Source organism: Mesorhizobium sp. RIZ17, assembly GCF_051127865.1.
Taxonomy (GTDB): domain Bacteria; phylum Pseudomonadota; class Alphaproteobacteria; order Rhizobiales; family Rhizobiaceae; genus Mesorhizobium; species Mesorhizobium humile.
In genome coordinates this window covers 63,438-81,127 of record NZ_CP147861.1, presented here as the reverse complement: position 1 = coordinate 81,127, position 17,690 = coordinate 63,438, and the positions used below count along the sequence as shown (strand labels likewise).

Annotated in this window: 19 protein-coding genes; 11 read left to right on the top strand and 8 right to left on the bottom strand. The window is 62.3% G+C overall.

Translation table 11 applies throughout. The features are described from left to right. Positions 1-122 precede the first annotated feature (122 nt). The 6 genes from WDX12_RS00425 to WDX12_RS00400 are packed head-to-tail and all read left to right on the top strand — an operon-like array spanning position 123 to position 4,502. Complete coding sequence (locus WDX12_RS00425) at positions 123-851, top strand: GntR family transcriptional regulator (RefSeq protein ID WP_320293743.1); 729 nt, start codon at positions 123-125, stop codon at positions 849-851. A gap of 1 nt (position 852) precedes the next feature. Further along, a complete protein-coding gene (locus WDX12_RS00420; RefSeq protein WP_434723572.1) occupies positions 853-1,341 on the top strand; it encodes a DUF3830 family protein in 489 nt (162 codons plus the stop codon). Positions 1,342-1,344: 3 nt separating this feature from the next. Beyond that, positions 1,345-1,704, top strand: coding sequence for a TIGR04076 family protein (locus WDX12_RS00415; protein ID WP_434723571.1), 360 nt, complete (start codon positions 1,345-1,347; stop codon positions 1,702-1,704). Next, a complete protein-coding gene (locus WDX12_RS00410; protein ID WP_434723570.1) occupies positions 1,701-2,756 on the top strand; it encodes an aldo/keto reductase in 1,056 nt (351 codons plus the stop codon). Before WDX12_RS00415 ends, WDX12_RS00410 begins: the two co-directional genes overlap by 4 nt. 5 nt (positions 2,757-2,761) lie before the next feature. Then, positions 2,762-3,190 (top strand): DUF4440 domain-containing protein, encoded by a 429-nt coding sequence (locus tag WDX12_RS00405; RefSeq protein ID WP_434723569.1) that lies wholly within the window; start codon positions 2,762-2,764, stop codon positions 3,188-3,190. A gap of 49 nt (positions 3,191-3,239) precedes the next feature. Next, positions 3,240-4,502 carry an ABC transporter substrate-binding protein gene (locus tag WDX12_RS00400; RefSeq protein WP_434723568.1) on the top strand — a complete coding sequence of 421 codons (1,263 nt, stop codon included), beginning with the start codon at positions 3,240-3,242 and terminating at the stop codon, positions 4,500-4,502. Between the two features lie 590 nt (positions 4,503-5,092). Here WDX12_RS00400 and WDX12_RS00395 read toward each other — a convergent pair. From WDX12_RS00395 to WDX12_RS00370, 6 genes are all read right to left on the bottom strand, one after another. Continuing rightward, on the bottom strand, positions 5,093-5,626 hold the full coding sequence (locus tag WDX12_RS00395; protein ID WP_320293781.1) for a flavin reductase family protein: 534 nt from the start codon (positions 5,624-5,626) through the stop codon (positions 5,093-5,095). Positions 5,627-5,831: 205 nt separating this feature from the next. Next, positions 5,832-6,554 carry a phosphoribosyltransferase gene (locus WDX12_RS00390; protein ID WP_434723567.1) on the bottom strand — a complete coding sequence of 241 codons (723 nt, stop codon included), beginning with the start codon at positions 6,552-6,554 and terminating at the stop codon, positions 5,832-5,834. A gap of 3 nt (positions 6,555-6,557) precedes the next feature. Then, on the bottom strand, positions 6,558-6,746 hold the full coding sequence (locus WDX12_RS00385; protein WP_434723566.1) for a hypothetical protein: 189 nt from the start codon (positions 6,744-6,746) through the stop codon (positions 6,558-6,560). A gap of 70 nt (positions 6,747-6,816) precedes the next feature. Continuing rightward, entirely contained in the window at positions 6,817-8,094 is a 1,278-nt protein-coding gene (gene hemA, locus WDX12_RS00380; RefSeq protein ID WP_434723565.1) for a 5-aminolevulinate synthase, read from the bottom strand. A gap of 463 nt (positions 8,095-8,557) precedes the next feature. After that, positions 8,558-9,169, bottom strand: a complete 612-nt coding sequence (fixJ, locus tag WDX12_RS00375; protein WP_434723564.1) for a response regulator FixJ — start codon at positions 9,167-9,169, stop codon at positions 8,558-8,560. Next, a complete protein-coding gene (locus tag WDX12_RS00370) occupies positions 9,159-10,646 on the bottom strand; it encodes a PAS domain S-box protein (protein ID WP_434725750.1) in 1,488 nt (495 codons plus the stop codon). Before WDX12_RS00370 ends, fixJ begins: the two co-directional genes overlap by 11 nt. Before the next feature lie 266 nt (positions 10,647-10,912). On the opposite strand from WDX12_RS00370, the gene WDX12_RS00365 reads away from it, so the two are divergent. Both WDX12_RS00365 and mgtA read left to right on the top strand, forming a co-directional pair. Continuing rightward, the gene (locus WDX12_RS00365) at positions 10,913-11,722 is read left to right on the top strand and encodes a universal stress protein (protein ID WP_434723563.1); all 810 of its coding nucleotides are present in this window, start codon (positions 10,913-10,915) and stop codon (positions 11,720-11,722) included. A 10-nt stretch (positions 11,723-11,732) separates the two neighbouring features. Continuing rightward, positions 11,733-14,408, top strand: coding sequence for a magnesium-translocating P-type ATPase (gene mgtA, locus WDX12_RS00360; RefSeq protein ID WP_434723562.1), 2,676 nt, complete (start codon positions 11,733-11,735; stop codon positions 14,406-14,408). Between the two features lie 41 nt (positions 14,409-14,449). Here mgtA and WDX12_RS00355 read toward each other — a convergent pair whose 3' ends face one another. Both WDX12_RS00355 and WDX12_RS00350 read right to left on the bottom strand, forming a co-directional pair. Next, the gene (locus WDX12_RS00355) at positions 14,450-14,917 is read right to left on the bottom strand and encodes a DUF2231 domain-containing protein (protein WP_320297231.1); all 468 of its coding nucleotides are present in this window, start codon (positions 14,915-14,917) and stop codon (positions 14,450-14,452) included. A 48-nt stretch (positions 14,918-14,965) separates the two neighbouring features. After that, on the bottom strand, positions 14,966-15,229 hold the full coding sequence (locus WDX12_RS00350; RefSeq protein ID WP_320297230.1) for a hypothetical protein: 264 nt from the start codon (positions 15,227-15,229) through the stop codon (positions 14,966-14,968). A gap of 110 nt (positions 15,230-15,339) precedes the next feature. Between WDX12_RS00350 and WDX12_RS00345 the strand changes: the two genes are divergently transcribed. From WDX12_RS00345 to WDX12_RS00335, 3 genes are read left to right on the top strand one after another with little or no spacing between them, the layout of a single operon-like run. Continuing rightward, complete coding sequence (locus WDX12_RS00345; RefSeq protein ID WP_347349931.1) at positions 15,340-15,684, top strand: PepSY domain-containing protein; 345 nt, start codon at positions 15,340-15,342, stop codon at positions 15,682-15,684. Continuing rightward, entirely contained in the window at positions 15,681-16,346 is a 666-nt protein-coding gene (locus WDX12_RS00340) for a response regulator transcription factor (RefSeq protein WP_320297228.1), read from the top strand. Before WDX12_RS00345 ends, WDX12_RS00340 begins: the two co-directional genes overlap by 4 nt. After that, a complete protein-coding gene (locus WDX12_RS00335; RefSeq protein WP_434723561.1) occupies positions 16,346-17,686 on the top strand; it encodes an ATP-binding protein in 1,341 nt (446 codons plus the stop codon). The genes WDX12_RS00340 and WDX12_RS00335 overlap by 1 nt, the downstream gene beginning before the upstream one ends. The last annotated feature ends 4 nt before the right edge of the window (positions 17,687-17,690 follow it).

Below are 17,690 nucleotides of genomic sequence, written 5' to 3'. Positions count from 1 at the left end.
GCGTTTATCGTTTCCTGATTTTGATATGTGATCACACTTGCTTTGATCACGCTAATCAGCTTTAATTTTCTCCGCAAGCCGAAAACAGGCAGGTCGGCCAAAAAGGCTGGAGTCGGGAGCGCATGCACAAGGCAGCCGTGGAGCGGAACAATGACGCTTTCGCCGCGCAACTCGCGCCGGTCGGCCGCGAGACTGTGCAGGATCGCGTCTATTCGGAGCTGCGCCGCGCTCTGATTGGCGGCCTGTTCGAACCAAGCCAGGTGCTGACCATTCGCGGACTTGCCGATGCGCTGGTCACCTCGACCATGCCGGTGCGCGAGGCGCTCGGACGGCTGATCACGGAAAAAGCGCTCGAGGCGCTGCCCAACCGCTCGGTGCGCGTGCCGCCTATCACGCTGGAGCGGATCGACGACCTGCTGCGCGTGCGCATCCTGATCGAGGGGGAGGCGATCTCGCTCGCCGCAACGCGGATGGGGCCGCGTGGAATCGCGACCGTCGAGGCCCTGCTGCGCGAATGGGACGAGGTCCGGGCGCTGAAGCACAAGAAGGATGTCGACCGCGAGGTTACGCTCAACCAGAGCTTTCACTTCGAAATCTACCGTGCCTGCGGGTCTGCAGTGCTGATACCGATGATAGAGAGTCTCTGGCTGCAATCCGGCCCATGCATTCGCGTCGCCATCTACGCCTTTTCCGAAGCCGGCGAAGTGGACACCGCGCACTACCATCGCAGCATCGTCGCCGCGCTTGCGGCGCAGAACGCGCAGGCCGCGCGCGAAGCACTGGTGGCCGACATCAGTCGGCCCTTTGCCTTCCTTCGCGACAAGCTGCAATCCAAGGCCCGAACGGAGTGACATGACGAAGCGCGCCATAAAAATCACCGAGCCGCGTTCGGGCCTGTCGGCGACGGCGCTGCTGCTGCCGGAAAAGGCGCCGGGCAATGCTGCCTTTCTCTGGAGCTATCTGGAGGAGCCGCGCGTGGTCGCCGGCATCCACGCGATGTGGACCGGTCCTGAAATCTCCTGTCCGGTGCCGCCGTCGCATCTGGAGGGCCAGCTCTATGTCCAGCCGTTGCCGGCCGAGAATGCGACACTGACGCCTCAGCCCGGCGACATCGTGCTCTCTTATGTGCCGCCCCGCATGTGGGGCGGCAATCCTGACGCGATCTTCGACATCGGCCTGTTCTACGGGCAGGGCGCGCGGCTCTTGTTTCCGATTGGGTGGCTCGCTGGAAGCGTCGTAGCACAGGTGCTGCCGGAGCAGCGGGAACAGTTCGCCGCCGGCTGCGGCGTCATCCGCCGCAATGGCGCCTGCGACGTCACCTTCACGCGAGTGGAGACCTGAAAAATGGCCGAGCGCGACGACAGTTTCGAGCTCTTCGACCTTCGCGTCGAGGCAGTCATCCCCGAGGGCAAGCCGATCTATTGCGGCGCCAAGACCGGCGACTATTTCGAACTGAAGGGCGAGATGCTGTCGCTGCCGGCGGGGCAGGGCTTTTCGATCTATTCGATTGCCGCCGTGCTTCCGCTGCTGGCGGCCAAGCAGCGGCCGACGCACGCCAACGACTGGATGACGTCTGACGCCGAGATCGCCTGTCCCGATCCCAACTGCGCCAGCCGGCTCAGGATCGTCAGGGTGGCCAAGCGGCGGTTCAGTCATGCCGAAACGACGGCGGTGCCGTTGCCCGGGAAGACGGAGCATAAATGACCGCCAAGACTTTCGAACTCGCCTCGGGCTACACCATCTCGCGCGTCATTCGCGGCGGCTGGCAACTGGCCGGCGGCCATGGCGCGATAGACCGTGAGCAGGCGGTGGCCGATCTTATCGCCACGTTCGACGCCGGCATCTTCACCTATGACTGCGCCGACATCTACACCGGCGTCGAGGAACTGATCGGCGCCACGCGTCTGCGGCTTGCCAACGAACGCGGCCTCGATGCCGCCGCCAGGATGAAGGTGCACACCAAGCTGGTGCCCGACCTCGAGCGGCTGGCCGGCATCAGCCGCGACTATATCAGGGGAATCGTCGACCAGTCGCTGCGCAGGCTGAAGACCGAGCGCATCGACCTCGTGCAGTTCCACTGGTGGGACTATGCGCAACCTCGCTATGTCGAGGCTATGGCCTGGCTCGACGAACTGCGCCGCGAGGGCAAGGTTCGCAATCTCGGCGCCACCAATTTCGACACGCCGCGGCTCGCCGAGATTCTCGCGGCGGGCATTCCGCTGGTCAGTCAGCAGTTGCAATATTCCGTGCTCGACCAGCGGCCGGCGGGCAGCCTTGCAGCTCTTGCCGCCAGGAACGACGTCAGCTTCCTCTGCTACGGTTCCGTCGCCGGCGGCTTCCTCAGCGATCGATGGCTTGGCGCTGCCGAACCGGCGACGCCGCTCGAAAACCGTTCGCTGGTCAAATACAAGCTGATCATCGACGATTTCGGCGGCTGGGATCTCTTCCAGCAATTGCTACGCGTATTGAAGGTGGTCGGCGACCGCCACGGCGTCGACATCGCCACCATCGCCAGCGCCTGGGTGCTGCAACAGCCTCAGGTCGCGGCCGTCATCGTGGGCGCCCGCAACCAGGCGCATGCGCTTGCCAACGCGGCAATCATGGACGTGCAACTGAGCCTTGAAGACAAGGCGGCGATCGGGGCGGTGATCGCGCAAAGCCCAGGTCTCGAAGGCGACGTCTACACGCTGGAGCGCGACCGCTATGGCCGCCACGGCTCGATCATGCACTACAATCTGAATGCTGGCCGGGTATGAGCGCCATGAGCCAGGAGGCCTCGCTGTTTTCCCGCGCCAGCACCGAGATCGTCGACCTGCACCGCTTCTTCGTTGACTGGTTCGTCGCCGCGCGCGCCGACACTGTCGACTTCGCACGTTTCGAAGCCGTCATGGGCGAAGGCTTGACCATGGTCGCGCCGAGCGGTGCGGTCCTCGATCGCGACGCCGTCGTCGACCATGTCAGGCAAAGCCGCGCCACCTGCGACGACGGCCTTGCGATTTCGATAGAGGATATCCGGCCCGGCTGGCAGACTGACGACACGATCGTCGTCCTCTATGTCGAGGCGCAGCTTCGCGACGGCAAGCGCAGCCGCCGCCAGTCGAGCGCCGTCTTCACCACCAGTTCATCGGCGCCCAACGGCGTCGAATGGCGACATCTGCATGAGACCTGGCTGCAGGTGCCGGAACACTGAACAGGCTCAAGAGATCAAACCACTGTCGAGTAACTCAAGGGGAACAACAATGAGAAACACGATACTGAAACTCACCAGCGCGATTGCTCTCGTCGCGCTGGCAGGTGCGGCTCAGGCCGCCGATTGCAAGATCACCGTCGGCCTCGTCATGGAGCTGACCGGCCCGGCCGGCGAATACGGCCAGGCCGGCGCCAAGTCGGTCGAGATGGCCTTTCGCGACATGAATGCCGCGGGCGGCGTGCGCGGCTGCGATCTCGCGACCGACACGCGCGACAGCCAGAGCCAGGGCAATGTGGCGGTCGACGCCGCGACCCAGCTCGTGCAGGTCAAGAAAGTGCCTGTGATCATCGGCGGCATCATCTCCTCGGTCTCGATCCCGATCCTCACCTCGGTGACCGCGCCGGCCAAGATCGTGCAGGTGTCGCCTGCGTCCTCCTCGCCGACGCTGACCGCGCTCGGCCGCGACGGGAAGACAAACGGCATCTTCTTCCGCACCATAACCTCGGATGCGCTGCAGGGCGTGGCCGCCGCCAAATACGCCATCGACAAGGGCTTCAAGAAGTTGTCGATCATCCACGTCAACAACGATTTCGGCGCCAACATGGTGGCCGAGTTCTCGCGCGCCTATAAGGCGCTCGGCGGCACCATCGTCTCCGACACGCCCTACAACGAGAAGCAGTCGAGCTATGCCTCGGAAGTGACGGCGGCGATGGCCGGCGAACCGGACGGGCTTTACCTCGTCAGCACGCCGGTCGACGGCGCCACTGTTGCGCGCACCTGGATCTCGCAGGGCGGCGTGCAGAAGTTCCTGCTCAATGACGGTATGAACAGCCCCGATTTCATCGATTCCGTTGGGGCCGACTATCTCAAGGACGCCTATGGCACCTCCTCCGGCACCAGCCCTACCGCGTCGACCGACTATTTCAACAAGAACTACAAGGAGTTCTCCGGCATCGAGCCGTCGAACCCGGCCGCCGACCGCTCCTACGACGCCGGCGCCATTGTCGGGCTTGCCATCGCCATCGCCGGTTCGGAAGACCCGGCCAAGATCAAGGACGCCATCTACAAGGCGGTCGATCCGACGGGCACGCCGATCTATGCCGGCAAGGAGGAATTCGCCAAGGCACTCGGCCTGATCAAGGATGGCAAGCCGATCCGCTATGAAGGCGTCATTGGCCCGGTTTCCTTCGACAAATATGGCGACATCACCGGGCCATTCCGGCTGTGGAAGATCGTCGACGGCAAGGTGACGACCGACGGCGAGATGACGACGGATGACGTCAACGCGCTGCAGGCGAAATTGAACAAATAACCCCTCCGCGAAGACCCCGGGTCGCCCGATCCGGGGTCTTCGTGCGGGAGGACGTGAGACGGCCGACCACCTGGACCGGTACTTGGCGTCGACCTAAAGCAGGTCGCGTGAAAAAGAATTCACGCGACCTGCTTTAAGTTTTTGATTTTAAGCATGTCTTTGTCCCGAAACCGGGCCCACTTTCGGGAGACATGCTTTAGTCGACGCTCTGCCAAGCCAGGCGCAAATGGAAAGCGTGCGATCTTTCTTTCAGGTCGCCGCGTCGATCAATCGCCTGTGAAGCTCGGTCGTCAATGCCTCGACACGCTCGGTGAGAGCCTTGATGGTCTCGGTCAACTGCGTGTTCTGATCCACGAGATCCACCAAGCATAACCGTTTGTTTGGCCATCAGCGCCTGGCGCGACGCGCATTTTGCACCGGTGGGTTTCCTCCCGCCTGTCGCCGCCGTGGACATAATCAGGGACATGTCGATCGGCCATCTCCAACGCTGTCTCACACCCTTCGGCAAGTGAATCTCAGCTGCATGCATTCAGCTGGCTTCAACTCGACATCAGCCGATTGATGAGGATCAATGTCGCGGCATCGGACCATCAAGGTATCCGAGACTCGAAATGGATCACTTCGCCGTCCACCGTAAAGGCACCGTTTCCAACGTGATGGATTGTTTTCGGCTTCGGTTGTGCCGGATCGATCCAGGCTTTGAGGACTTCCAGAACGAATAGATTGTACCTGTTGGCCATGCGCGTATCGACGACGCGACATTCGAGATTGGCGAAACATTCGGCCACCAGCGGCGCCGACACCCGCTCGGCGGGCAACGGTGTCAGCCAGGCCGTTGCGAACTTGTCCGTGTCGCGGCCAGAGCAATTGCCGACCTTGACGACCTTGTCCGCCAATCCCACGGGAGGCACTGCTATCACGCACTCCCTTGTCTGACGCAAGGCGAACAACGAGAAGTCGCCGCTCGACACGATGCAGGCAATCGTCGGCGGCGCAATTTGCACCATCATGTGCCAGGACATAGCCATGACATTCGCGCGGCCTCGCTTGGACCTCGTCGTCAGCAGGACGACCGGACCGGGCTCGATGAGCCGATACACTTCGGCAAGCGGCAGTTCCTTCATCTTTATCCCTCGCTTTGCACTTCTTCCCCCATCGACTTTGTTGCCGCCAATATCTTCCTTCGCCTTGATCAGGGTCAAAGCTTCGATGCCGGGTTGCGGGGAGGGCGCTCGGACCAGCGTGACAACCGGCACCGATTGATCACGATCGATGCCGGCTTGAGCGTGTCCCGCCCTTGCAAGGAAAGCGTCCGAATGTGCATGACGCCTATTCCTTGGTGTCTGCCTCTCGTCGTGCTCTGGCGGAGCGCGCGGCGGGCTGTTTTCCGTTGCCGCTGCCAGCGACTGGTCCCGACTGCGCGACCATATTCATGGCATCCAGAACATCCCGATCCGTCAGCTGTGGGAAGCTCATGTAGTAATAACTCAGCGCGCGGAAACGAGCCGGCTGACTCAGGCAGATGACCAGATCGGCTTCCTGAGCCAGCTCGGTCGCGGTATCTGGGGGCGACACCGGAAGCGCAGCGATGATCTTTCGCGGCGAGCGTCGCTTCAGCGCCCTGATGGCAGCTTTCATTGTCGTGCCCGTAGCAGCCCCGTCGTCAACGAGGATCACGGTTTTGCCGTCGACTGGCAAAGGTGCCTCGCCGCCGCGATACGCCATGCGCAGGCGCGCCAATTCCGGACGCTCGTTCGCAATCCGCGCCCGGAGCGCATCGTCGCCCAGCCCATAGGTTTCAACGATCTCCCGATTGAGAACAACGTCCGGGGGATCCCCGTCGACGATGGCCGCGACCGCCAGCTCGGGGTTTCCCGGCGCTCCGACTTTGCGGACGAGGATCAGATCGAGTCGTGTCTGGAGGGTCTTGGCGACCTCAACTGCGATGGGAACGCCGCCTCGCGGCAAAGCCATGACTATCGGATCTTGCAGGGTCAGTTTGGCGAGCTCGAATGCGAGCATCTGTCCGGCTTCCTGGCGATCGCGGAACATAGGTCAATTCTCCGGCCACAATTGACGGAGCGACTTCCGGGAGAGCCAGTCGCGCAAAGTGTGCAGGACCGCTTCCAACAATCGGAACGCGCTCTGCTCGTTCCAGCTCAGATCTCTGGCGAGCTCGTTCACCCATTGCTGCGCCTGGTCGGCGGCATGTTGGATGGAAGCGTGCGAAACCGAGTGGGTCATCGTCGTTGGCTCTCAAGTCTGCGGAGATCCACACGCGTTGCGCGGGATCAAGTTCGGCGTCCTGTGGTTTTCACCCACCTGCCTTGTTCACCAGGAGCGGAATGATCCGGTCGGTCTTGGCGACGGCGGGACGGCCGGAGCCGGCATAGGGGATGCCCAGCGCATCCCAGGTCTCGACCAGCGCGTCCTGCAATTCGGCGATCAGCGCGTCCGAATGGAACGGCGTCGGCGTGATGCGCAGCCGCTCGGTGCCGCGCGGCACCGTCGGGTAGTTGATCGGCTGGATGTAGATGCCGTGCACGCCAAGCAGGCGGTCGCTCGCCATCTTGCAAAGCTCGGGGTCGCCGACCAGCACCGGCACGATGTGGGTGGCCGATTCCATCACCGGCAGGCCGGCGGCGGCAAGCACCTGCTTGGTCCTGGCTGCCTGGCGCTGCTGTGCGTCGCGCTCGGCCTGCGAGCGCTTGAGGTGACGGATGGAGGCGGTGGTGGCGGCGGCGATCGCCGGCGGCAGCGCGGTCGTGAAGATGAAGCCCGGCGCATAGGAGCGAACCGCGTCGATCACCGCGCTCGTGCCGGTGATGTAGCCGCCCAGCGTGCCGAACGCCTTGGCCAGCGTGCCCTGGATGACGTCGATGCGGTCGGCCAGGCCCTCGCGCTCGGTGATGCCGCCGCCGCGCGGCCCGTACATGCCCACCGCATGGACCTCGTCGATATAGGTCATGGCGTTGTAGCGTTCGGCGAGCTCGACGATCTGCCTGATCGGTGCGATGTCGCCGTCCATCGAATAGACGCTCTCGAAGACGATCAGCTTGGCGCGCTCGCGGCCGGCCGCCTGCAAGAGGCTTTCCAGATGCGCGACGTCATTGTGGCGGAAGATCTTCTTTTCCGCGCCCGAGCGGCGCACGCCTTCGATCATCGAGGCATGGTTGAGCTCGTCCGAGATGATCAGGCAGTTGGGCAAAAGCCTGGCGATGGTCGAGATCGAGGCCTCGTTGGAGACGAAGCCGGAGGTGAAGACCAGGGCCGCTTCCTTGTCGTGCAGGTCGGCGAGCTCATGCTCGAGCTCGACCAGCGGGTTGGAGGTGCCGGAGATGTTGCGGGTGCCGCCGGCGCCCGAACCCATCCGGCCTGCCGCGTTCTGGAAGGCGGCAATCACATCCGCGTTCTGGCCCATGCCGAGATAGTCGTTGGAGCACCATACGGTGATTTCCTGGGCGCGGCCGTTGGAACGCCAGATGGCGCGCGGGAACTTGCCAACGATGCGCTCGAGGTCGGCGAAAACGCGGTAGCGACGCTCGGCGTGGAGCTGGTCGATCGCATCTTCGAAGAACCGCTGGTAATTCATGGTGGACTCCTTGTGCCGGACACCCGCCACCGGTCGCGGCAGGTCTCGTCCCTCGAACGTCACCATACTCGGCTTGCAGGGCTCAGCTTTGAGCCACATCAATTTGCGCTTCGAACTCAGAACGAGCTGTTTTCGCCGCGAATATCCCTGCGAAAACTGATTCAAATCAAAGCGATCGTCGGCGTCTCGATCCACGATGACCGGATGTGGAATCCAATAGCAAGCGCCCCCTTTGGCCGAAGCCTCGAACTAGCCGTTCTGGATGAGGATGGCCTGCACGCGCTTGTTTTTCCTTGCGAAAGGGGTCGGGAAGGGTGGGTGGACGTCGCTACGCACGTTCGTGTCGACATCAGGCCGACCCACTGGCGAGACTGGAATCCAAGAGAGCGGCGGGCGAGCTTGCTGCGAGACCTGTCCTGAGGGTTGCCTCAAAGCGCAACATCAACCACCAGTGCGACCTACCTTAATGCTTGGGCTCGGCTATCAACGCCATGCGCACAAGGTGCGAGAGGCTGCCGGCACCCATCTTGCTCATGACATTGGCACGATGGATTTCAACCGTGCGCGGGCTGATCCCGAGATCGTAGGCAATCGTCTTGTTCGGTAATCCGGAAACAAGCCCGTCGAGCACCTGGCGCTCGCGCTCCGACAGAGTGGCAAGGTTCTTCCGGATCTCAGTTGATTGCGGGTGCGCGGCGACAGGCTGGCTGCGGTTGTCCAGGGCCGAACGCAGCGCGTCGATGAGAACCTGATCGTCGAAGGGCTTTTCGATGAAGTCGGCGGCGCCCTCCTTCATCGCCTGGACGGCCAGCGCGACATCGGCGTGCCCGGTCATCACAATCACCGGCACGTTCAAACCGCGGGACTTCAGTTGCCGCAGGAACTCGATGCCGTCTATACCAGGCATGCGCACGTCGGTGACGATGCAGCCCTCGACCTCCTTCGGCTCTGTCGCCAGAAATGCGGTTGCCGACTCGTGGAGTCGCACGGCAAAGTCGGCTGTCGCGAGAAGAAAGCCCAGCGATTTGCGGACGTCGACATCGTCGTCGACAACATGCACGACATCACTGACCACTGGCGACCTCTTCCTTTTCCACCGCGCGCAAAGTGAAGCGGAAGGCGGTTCCGCCGCCTGGCATCGACTCTGCCCAGATATGACCACCGTGCGACTCGACGATAGTGCGACAAATAGACAGCCCCACGCCCATCCCCTGCTTTTTCGTGGTGACGAAGGGCTGGAAAAGCTGGGCCGAAACCTCCGGCGCCAGCCCCGGACCGGTGTCGACCACGCCAACCTCCGCCATCCCGTCATGCCGAGCGGTGGTAGAGACGCGCAGCTCCCGGCGCGACGCGCCCTGCATGGCCTCCACGGCGTTTCTCATAAGGTTCAGCAAAACCTGCTCGATCTGGATTCGATCGGTCAGAACGAGCTCGGCCGCCGGATCGAGATCGTAGGTGACGCGGACATTGGCCTCCCTTGCGCCAACCAGAGCGAGCGATGAAGCGTCTTCGATAAGTGTTGGCAGGCGTTCGACTTGGCGCTCGCTTTCGCCCCTGGCGACGAAATCCCTGAGACGACGAATGACGTCGCCGGCACGCAAGGCCTGCTCTGCAGCCTTTTCGACAGCCTCTCGCAACATTGCGGCGTTCTCGTCGTTGCTCTTCTCGAGCAGACGGCGGCTGCCTTTGAGGTAGTTGGTGATGGCCGTCAGCGGCTGATTGATTTCATGCGCCAATGTCGAGGCCATTTCGCCGAGCGCCGTGAACCTTGCCATATGAAGCAGTTCCTGCTGTTGTTCCTGCATCCTCGCTTCCGTTCTATGGCGCTCGGTCAGGTCGCGACAGAAGCCCGTAAAGAAACGGCCCGTTCCCGGATGCATTTCGCCGACGGCTAGTTCCATCGGAAAGGTCGACCCGTCCTTGCGCAACCCAGTTACCGTACGGCCGAGTCCGATAATGCGGCGTTCTCCCGTCGTGAGGTAACGCTGCAGGTATGTGTCGTGCTCTTCCCGATATGGTGAGGGCATCAGCATCCTGACGTTTTGACCAATGACTTCGCCGGCCTTGTAGCCGAACAATGTCTCGGCCGCCGTACTGAAGGATTGGATGTTCGCGCTTTCGTCGATGACGATCATTGCATCCGGCACGGTCGCCAGGATCGAGCGCAAGTGGTCCTCACGCAATTGCAGCGAAGCATTGGCGAACGACAGGTCGCTGACGTCGGTGCCTTGAACGAAGATAGCAGTGATCCTGCCATTCTCGGCTCTGATGGGTTGATAGACGAAGTCCAGTATGCGTTCTTCCGCGAGGCCAGTTTCAGCGTTGTGCAGGATGATTTTGGCGTTGCGGCCAACATAAGGCTCGCCGGTGTCGCTCACGCGATCGAGCAATTCGAAGTACCCCTGACCCTCAAGTTCCGGCAGGGCTTCCCGAACTGGCTTGCCGATAACCTGCCGGTGACCGATCAGGCGCTGGTAAGCGGCATTGGTCAATTGAAAAACATGGTCCGGCTCGCTGAGCAGCGTCATGAAGCCCGGAGCCTGATCGAACATCAGCGCAAGAAGCTCATGCTCCGGCTGATTGTCGTGCTCCAGCGGTTTGCCGTCCGGCGGAGCGGGTTTGGCAGCGGTCTCGGGCGAAGCTTGCCTCTTGTTGCTCACGAAGCAGTCTCCGGATCGAGGAACAGCATCAGCCGCTGATCTAGCACTGATCCGCCGGCCCGCCAAACGATCGCGTGACGATTTGATCGGTATCAAGGCATTGCATCCCCGCAGAGTGCAAATGACGGGACATTACGCGTCTCCAGCGAGGTGCCCGCATGTCCTACAGAACGATCGTCGTCAACTTGGCCGTCGACACGAAACCCGCGCCAATTGTGAAGCTTGCGGCCGAACTGGCGAAGCGTTTCGATGCCCACCTCATCGGCCTGGCGGCAGCGGACGTCCCGCCTTTGGTGGCCACGGGTGAAGGCCTGGTCTACGAAGGCGAGGTCATGCAGATCCAGCGCACCGAGATCGAGAAGCGCCTTGCCGAATTGCGCGACATTTTCGAGGAGCTTGTTCCCTCCTCGATCAGCAACGAATGGACGCAACATATTTGCGGTCCGACCCGCGCCCTGGGCGTGGCGGCGCGTTCGGCCGATCTTATCGTGACTGCGAACGGCGGCGAGGATGTCTTCCGCGCCGTCGATATCGGTGGCCTCGTGCTCGGCGTCGGCCGCCCGGTGCTTATCGCCGCTGAGAATGCCGAACACCTCCTTGGAAAGACCGTGCTGGTCGCCTGGAAGGACGGTAGGGAAGCGCGAAGAGCCTTGTCGGACTCCTTGCCATTCCTGGTCACGGCCAATGAAGTGGTTGTCGCCAGCATGGAACCTCACTCGAGCGAGGATGTTCGAAACAGCCTGGCCGACGTCGCGGTATTTTTGGAGCAGCATGGCATCACCACACGAACCGAGGTGATCGCAGGGGACGCGGACGGTGACAGGCTGGTCGCATTTGCACGCTCGATCCATGCCGATCTGATCGTTTCCGGCGCCTACGGGCACAGCCGATTGAGGGAATGGGCCTTCGGTGGCGTCACGCGCTCGCTGATCGGCCAAAGCGGCATTACTCGCCTGCTGTCGAATTGATGTGCCGGCGATGGCGACCCGTTCGGCAGACGACAAGGACCGGCCGTCAGCCGGGGCAACCGGACAGCAATTGATCGATCGCTGGAGAGCTGGCGCTGTCGAGCACGCCTACTGGTCGTTCGGGACAGATCAGTTGGTCCAGCAGTTGGAGACCTCTACCTCTGGTCTTTTGAGCGTCGATGCAGCGACCCGGCTTGCCAAATTCGGGCGAAACGCGCTGACCCAGCGCTCAAGCGGATCTGCATTCGCTGTCTTCGTTCGCCAGTTTCGCAGCCCACTGGTCCTTATCCTTGTCTTTGCCGCCGTGGTTTCGGTGTTCGTCGGCGAGGGTCACGAGGCCGCGATCATCGGCGCTATCGTGCTTGCCAGCTGTGTTCTCAGCTTCACGCAGGAATATGGCGCTTCCCGCGCCATGGAGGTGCTGCAGCAGCGTATCTCCCGCAAGACCACCGTGCTTCGGGATGGCTTCGAGCGAAGTGTGGATGTCGAGACTATCGTTCCCGGCGACGTCGTCTGCCTGTCAGCCGGCAATCTCATCCCCGTTGACGGTGTGATCCTGGAGTCGCGGGATTTCAATGTCAGCGAATCTGTTCTTACCGGCGAGACCTTTCCCGTTGTGAAGTCCGCTGGCCAGTCGGCGCCCGATGCCGGCATTGCGCAGCGGACAAATGCGGTCTTCACCGGCACGTCGGTCCGCAGTGGAACGGCAAAGGTGCTTGCCGTTGCCACTGGAACCCAGACTGAGTTCGCATCGATCGCCGAGGCCCTGAAGCGACGCATCCCGGAGACCGAATTCGCGCGCGGCATCAGAATGTTCGGATATCTGATGACCGAGATCATGCTTGTGATCGTCGTCCTGGTGTTCTTCGCCAACGTGACGCTCGAGCGGCCGTTGATAGAGTCGCTGCTGTTTTCGCTCGCCCTCGCGGTTGGCCTGACACCCGAACTGCTTCCCGCAATCATCAGCGTCACCCTGGCGAGGGGCGCACGGACCATGGCTGCCAGCGGTGTCATCGTGCGCCGTCTGGATGCGATCGAGAATCTCGGCAGCATGGACTTGCTGTGCACGGACAAGACCGGAACGCTGACGGAAGGCGTCATTCACCTCGACGGATCGTTCGACGTCGAGGGCAATCCTTCGAATGAAGTCCTGCTTTGGGCACGGCTCAACGCTACGCTGCAGACCGGATTGAAGAACCCTTTGGACGAAGCAATAACGACAGCGCAGCCTGGCCAGGAAGATCTGTCCCATTTCACCAAGATCGACGAGATCCCATACGATTTTGTTCGCAAGCGGTTGTCGGTGGCTGTTCGGGACGAGGCGCGCGAACAGACACTCATCACCAAGGGAGCCATCCAGAACGTTCTCGATGCGTGTTCCTTCGTGCAGGGGCCGCACGGTTTGAAATCCCTGGACTTGTCGGAGCGCGAGGCTGTCGATGAGAAATTCCGACGCTGGAGTGCACAAGGATATCGAGTTCTTGGCCTTGCGATCCGACGCTTTCGCAACAAGGCTGGCTTCAGCCGCGACGACGAGACCGAAATGGCGTTCGCGGGGTTCCTGCTCTTTCTCGATCCGCCAAAGGAGGGAGTGCGGGAGACACTGTCGGCGCTCGTCGATCGAGGCATCGGGGTAAAAGTCATTTCCGGCGACAACCGCTACGTGGCGGCGCATCTGGCCGACGCTGTAGGCCTCCGATCCGACAGGATCATGACCGGCGAAGATCTCTCGAAGCTGACGAAAAACGGCCTTCTCGCCGGCGTGCGCAAGACCGATCTTTTCGTCGAGATCGATCCGAACCAGAAGGAGCGCATTGTCGAGGCGCTGCGCCGCAGCGGACACGTCGTCGGCTATCTCGGCGACGGCATCAACGACGCGCCGGCGCTTCATGAGGCCGACATTGGCATCTCGGTCGATACGGCTGTCGACGTGGCCCGCGAGGCCGCGGACATCATCCTGCTCAAACGCGACCTGGGCGTTCTCGTCAAGGGCGTTGACGACGGTCGCAGAACATTCGCCAACACGATGAAATACATCTCCATCACGACCAGCGCGAACTTCGGCAACATGATCAGCATGGCGGCCGCGTCCCTCTACCTGCCGTTTCTGCCGCTGCTGGCCAAGCAGATCCTGCTGAACAACTTTCTGGCGGATATCCCCGCGCTCGCGATCGCGAGTGACAACGTCGATCCGGATCAACTCCGACGCCCCCGTCATTGGGATATTCATTTCGTCAGACGGTTCATGATCAGCTTCGGGCTCGTCAGCTCGCTCTTTGACTTTTTGACGTTTGCCTTCCTCCTATACGTGGTGCACGCAGGGGCCTCGACATTTCAGACCGGCTGGTTTGTGGAATCCCTGCTGACGCAGCTCTTGATCCTGCTCGTCATTCGTACCCGGAAAACCTTCTGGACGAGCCGCCCCAGCCGGTTGCTCGCAGCGCTCGCATTAACGGTTGGCGGTATCGCTATAGCGATTCCCTACACGCCCGTCGCAAATTGGTTGGCCATGGTGCCTTTGCCCCTGCCTGTGCTTTTGGGATTGCTCGCGATCACGGCTACATATGTTCTTGTGTCTGAGTTGACCAAGCATTGGCTCTTCGACCGCGGAAACGGCAGCCGGCGCGGACGAGAGAATCCACACCGGGACCGGGCCACAAGCAAATCGGTCCGCTTGGCCGGCTGAACCAGGTGGGAAGCCGGCAAGCAAGGGAGAGCATTCCGGTGTCAGCCTCCGATGGCGGTCTTGGTGACGTTCACGCCGAGGTCATAGACAAGCTGGCCCCCATAGTAGCCAGTTATCGTGACCAGGGCCGCGCCGGCTATTTCAACGGCGGGAATGGCGAGAGCCAACGTTCCCAGTTCGCGATTTCGTGCCCACAATGCGAGCCGGATGACGCCCCAGGTCAGAAAGGTGAAGGCGCTGATCGTGCCCAAGCTCTCATGCATCTCCGCTATCTCGCTGCTGAAACCGGCAGCCTCGGCGTAATCGAGGGCCATGCCGCCGAAGAGCCAGGTGGCGATGGCGAACAATCCGGCGGCGACGGCGACAAAGGTGGATATCGTTCCTACGCCTGATCGCATCGTTATGGCATTTCTGCCGCCAAGCGCGGCAAGATCGATGATCACGAGCGTGTAGATGAGCACGATGGGGAAATGCACCAGAATGGGATGGACGTGCTGAATCGCGGGCATCCGAAATGTCTCCGGGGAATGAGGGCAGGTATGGAGCTCAAGTGTCGATCAATCGTCGCTGTCGCCGAATTCCTCGTCTTGGTGACCGGCACGAGCGCCGGACGCGGATTTGCCGCCGTCACACTCGTCATCGCCGACGCCTTCGACGGACTTAGGCCCGGTGGTGCTCATCATGGGGATGGCCTGGAGGTCGATGGTTGTCGCAGTGGTCGACGCGGCCGCGCATGATGTCTGGATGGATTCCGCGGCGGCAGGTAGGGAAAAAGCGGTGAGCCCCCCAAGGGAGACGAGCAGGACAGGGAGATTGCGCATGGTTTTTCGTATCCTTCTTCGCACACCCGTCATCGGGCGCGATGGCCTTGATAGAGGCCTTCTGCTTGCCGCCGGCTGACGATGACTGACAGCGTTTTGACAGCTTCGGCATGCGACAGCTCTCCTCCATGAAAACCGCTTTGATACGCCTGGCGGCTCTGGGGGTGGCCGCGCTCGTGTTGGCCTCGCCGCTGGTCGTCAGGGCACAGGATGACGATGATGACCACGATCGGGCGCGCGATCTCCATGAGCGCGGCGAGATCGAGGGCCTCGCCGACATCATGGCCATTGTCCGCGCCAAGGCCCCCGGTGAGATCGTCGCGGTCGACCTCATTCGCGCCGGGGACAAGTGGATCTACAGGTTCCAGGTGGTTGCGGCCGATGGCCGGCGGAGGATCGTTGACGTCGATGCCGGCGCCGGCGGCGTCTTGCGCAGTGAAGGTGACCATAAATGAAGATCCTCGTGGCGGAAGACGAACCGCGCATCGCGGCCGATATCGCGGCGGTCCTGAAGGCCTCGGGCATGGCCGTCGATATCGTCGGCGATGGCGAAGCGGCCTGGTTTGCAGGGGATGTCGAGAACTACGATGCCGCGATCCTCGATCTGGGATTGCCGAAGCTTGACGGCCTCACGGTGCTGAAGCGCTGGCGTGCCAATGGCCGGCGCTTTCCGGTCTTGATCCTGACGGCGCGGGGACTGTGGACCGAGCGGGTGGAAGGCATCAATGCCGGCGCCGACGATTACCTTCCGAAGCCCTTTGAAATGGAGGAACTGCTGGCGCGATTGCGCGCCATCCTGCGCCGTTCGAGCGGGCAGGCGGCTCCGGTGCTGAAATCGGGCCCCTTGCTGCTCGACACGCGCCAGATGCGCATCTTGCTCCGCGGCATCCCCGTGGCGCTTTCGCCGCTTGAGTATCGGCTCCTCGCGTTCCTGATGCATCATGCAGGCCGTGTCGTTGCGCCGACTGAACTGGCGGAACATCTTTACAGCTCCGAGCATGATCGCGACCCGAATACGATCGAAGTTATCGTTGCGCGGCTTCGGCGGAAACTCGGCAGCGATATCATCGAAACCCGGCGCGGCTTCGGATATTTCGTGCCGGACGGGCCCGGCTGATGCGCAATTCGATCCGCCTCAGGCTTTGGTCGGCCGCGGCCATATCGATCGTGGTTGCGCTTGCCATCGCTGGTGTCGGCCTGCGCTATCTGTTCGAGCTCAACGTCGAGCGGCGGGTCGTCAGCGAGCTGACCGTCGACCTCAACGAGCTGATCGGCGCGACGAGCTTCGCAGCCGATGGCCGCCTGTCGGTCGCTTCGACGCTGTCGGACCAGCGCTTCGCCAGCCCGCTATCCGGGCACTACTGGCAAGTGGAGGATCTGGCCACGCACAACCTCGTTCGATCGCGTTCGCTATGGGATGCCACGCTTGCCTTGCCTGACCTGGCAGCTGGCGGCGAGCTGCGCAAGGAAGAGCTCAACGGGCCGGGCGGCGAGCTCACCGTTGCCGTTGTGCGCACGATCACCGATGCCGACGGGCGGGCGTTTCGTGCCGTCGTGGCGGAAGACCATCGCAATGTGGAAGTCTCCGTAGGCGAATATGTCCGTGACCTCGCGCCGGCACTCATGGTGCTCGCGCTTGCCCTGATGGGCGCGTTCTTCATCCAGATCACCGTCGGTCTGGCGCCATTGGAAGGCCTGCGGGTCGCCGTCAGAGACGTGATCGCGCTGCGCAAGGCTCGGCTCGACGTGGCCGCGCCAAGCGAAGTGCAGCCACTCGCCGACGAAATCAATCGCTTGCTCGCCGCCCAGGAGAAAGCCCTCTCTCGCGCGCGCTCGCGCGCCACTGACCTGGCGCACGGCCTCAAGACGCCCCTGCAGGTGCTGTCCGCCGATATCCGGGCGCTGCGCAAGAAAGGCGAGACCGAGCTTGCCGACGAGATCGAGAAAAGCGCCGGCGCGATTCGCCGCCACGTCGAGCGGGAATTGGCGCGCGCCCGGTTGGCGCCTGGCGTTTCGGGCGATGCCGCGTGCCTTGTCCGAGAAGTGGCGAAGGGCGTCGTTGCCGTTGTCAAACGTACGCCAAGGGGCAGGCAGCTGTCATTCGGGATCGATGCCGCCGAGGATTTCATGGCGCCGGTCGAAGAGGGCGATCTATCTGAGATTCTCGGCAACCTGGTGGAAAACGCGACGCGCTTCGCGAAATCCCTGGTTCACGTAAGCGCATCCGCGAGCGCTGGCGAGACGATCATCAAGGTCGCCGATGATGGGCCGGGTATTCCCGAGGCCGCCAGACATGCGGCGTTGTTGCGTGGCGTTCAGCTCGATAGCAAGGGCGGCGGCAGCGGTCTCGGCCTGGCGATCGTCTCGGATATCGTCGAAGCCTATGGCGGCCGCCTCGAAATGGCGAATGCCAGCCCTGGTCTGGCGGTAACGATCTACCTGCCTCGGCATGGTTGAGACC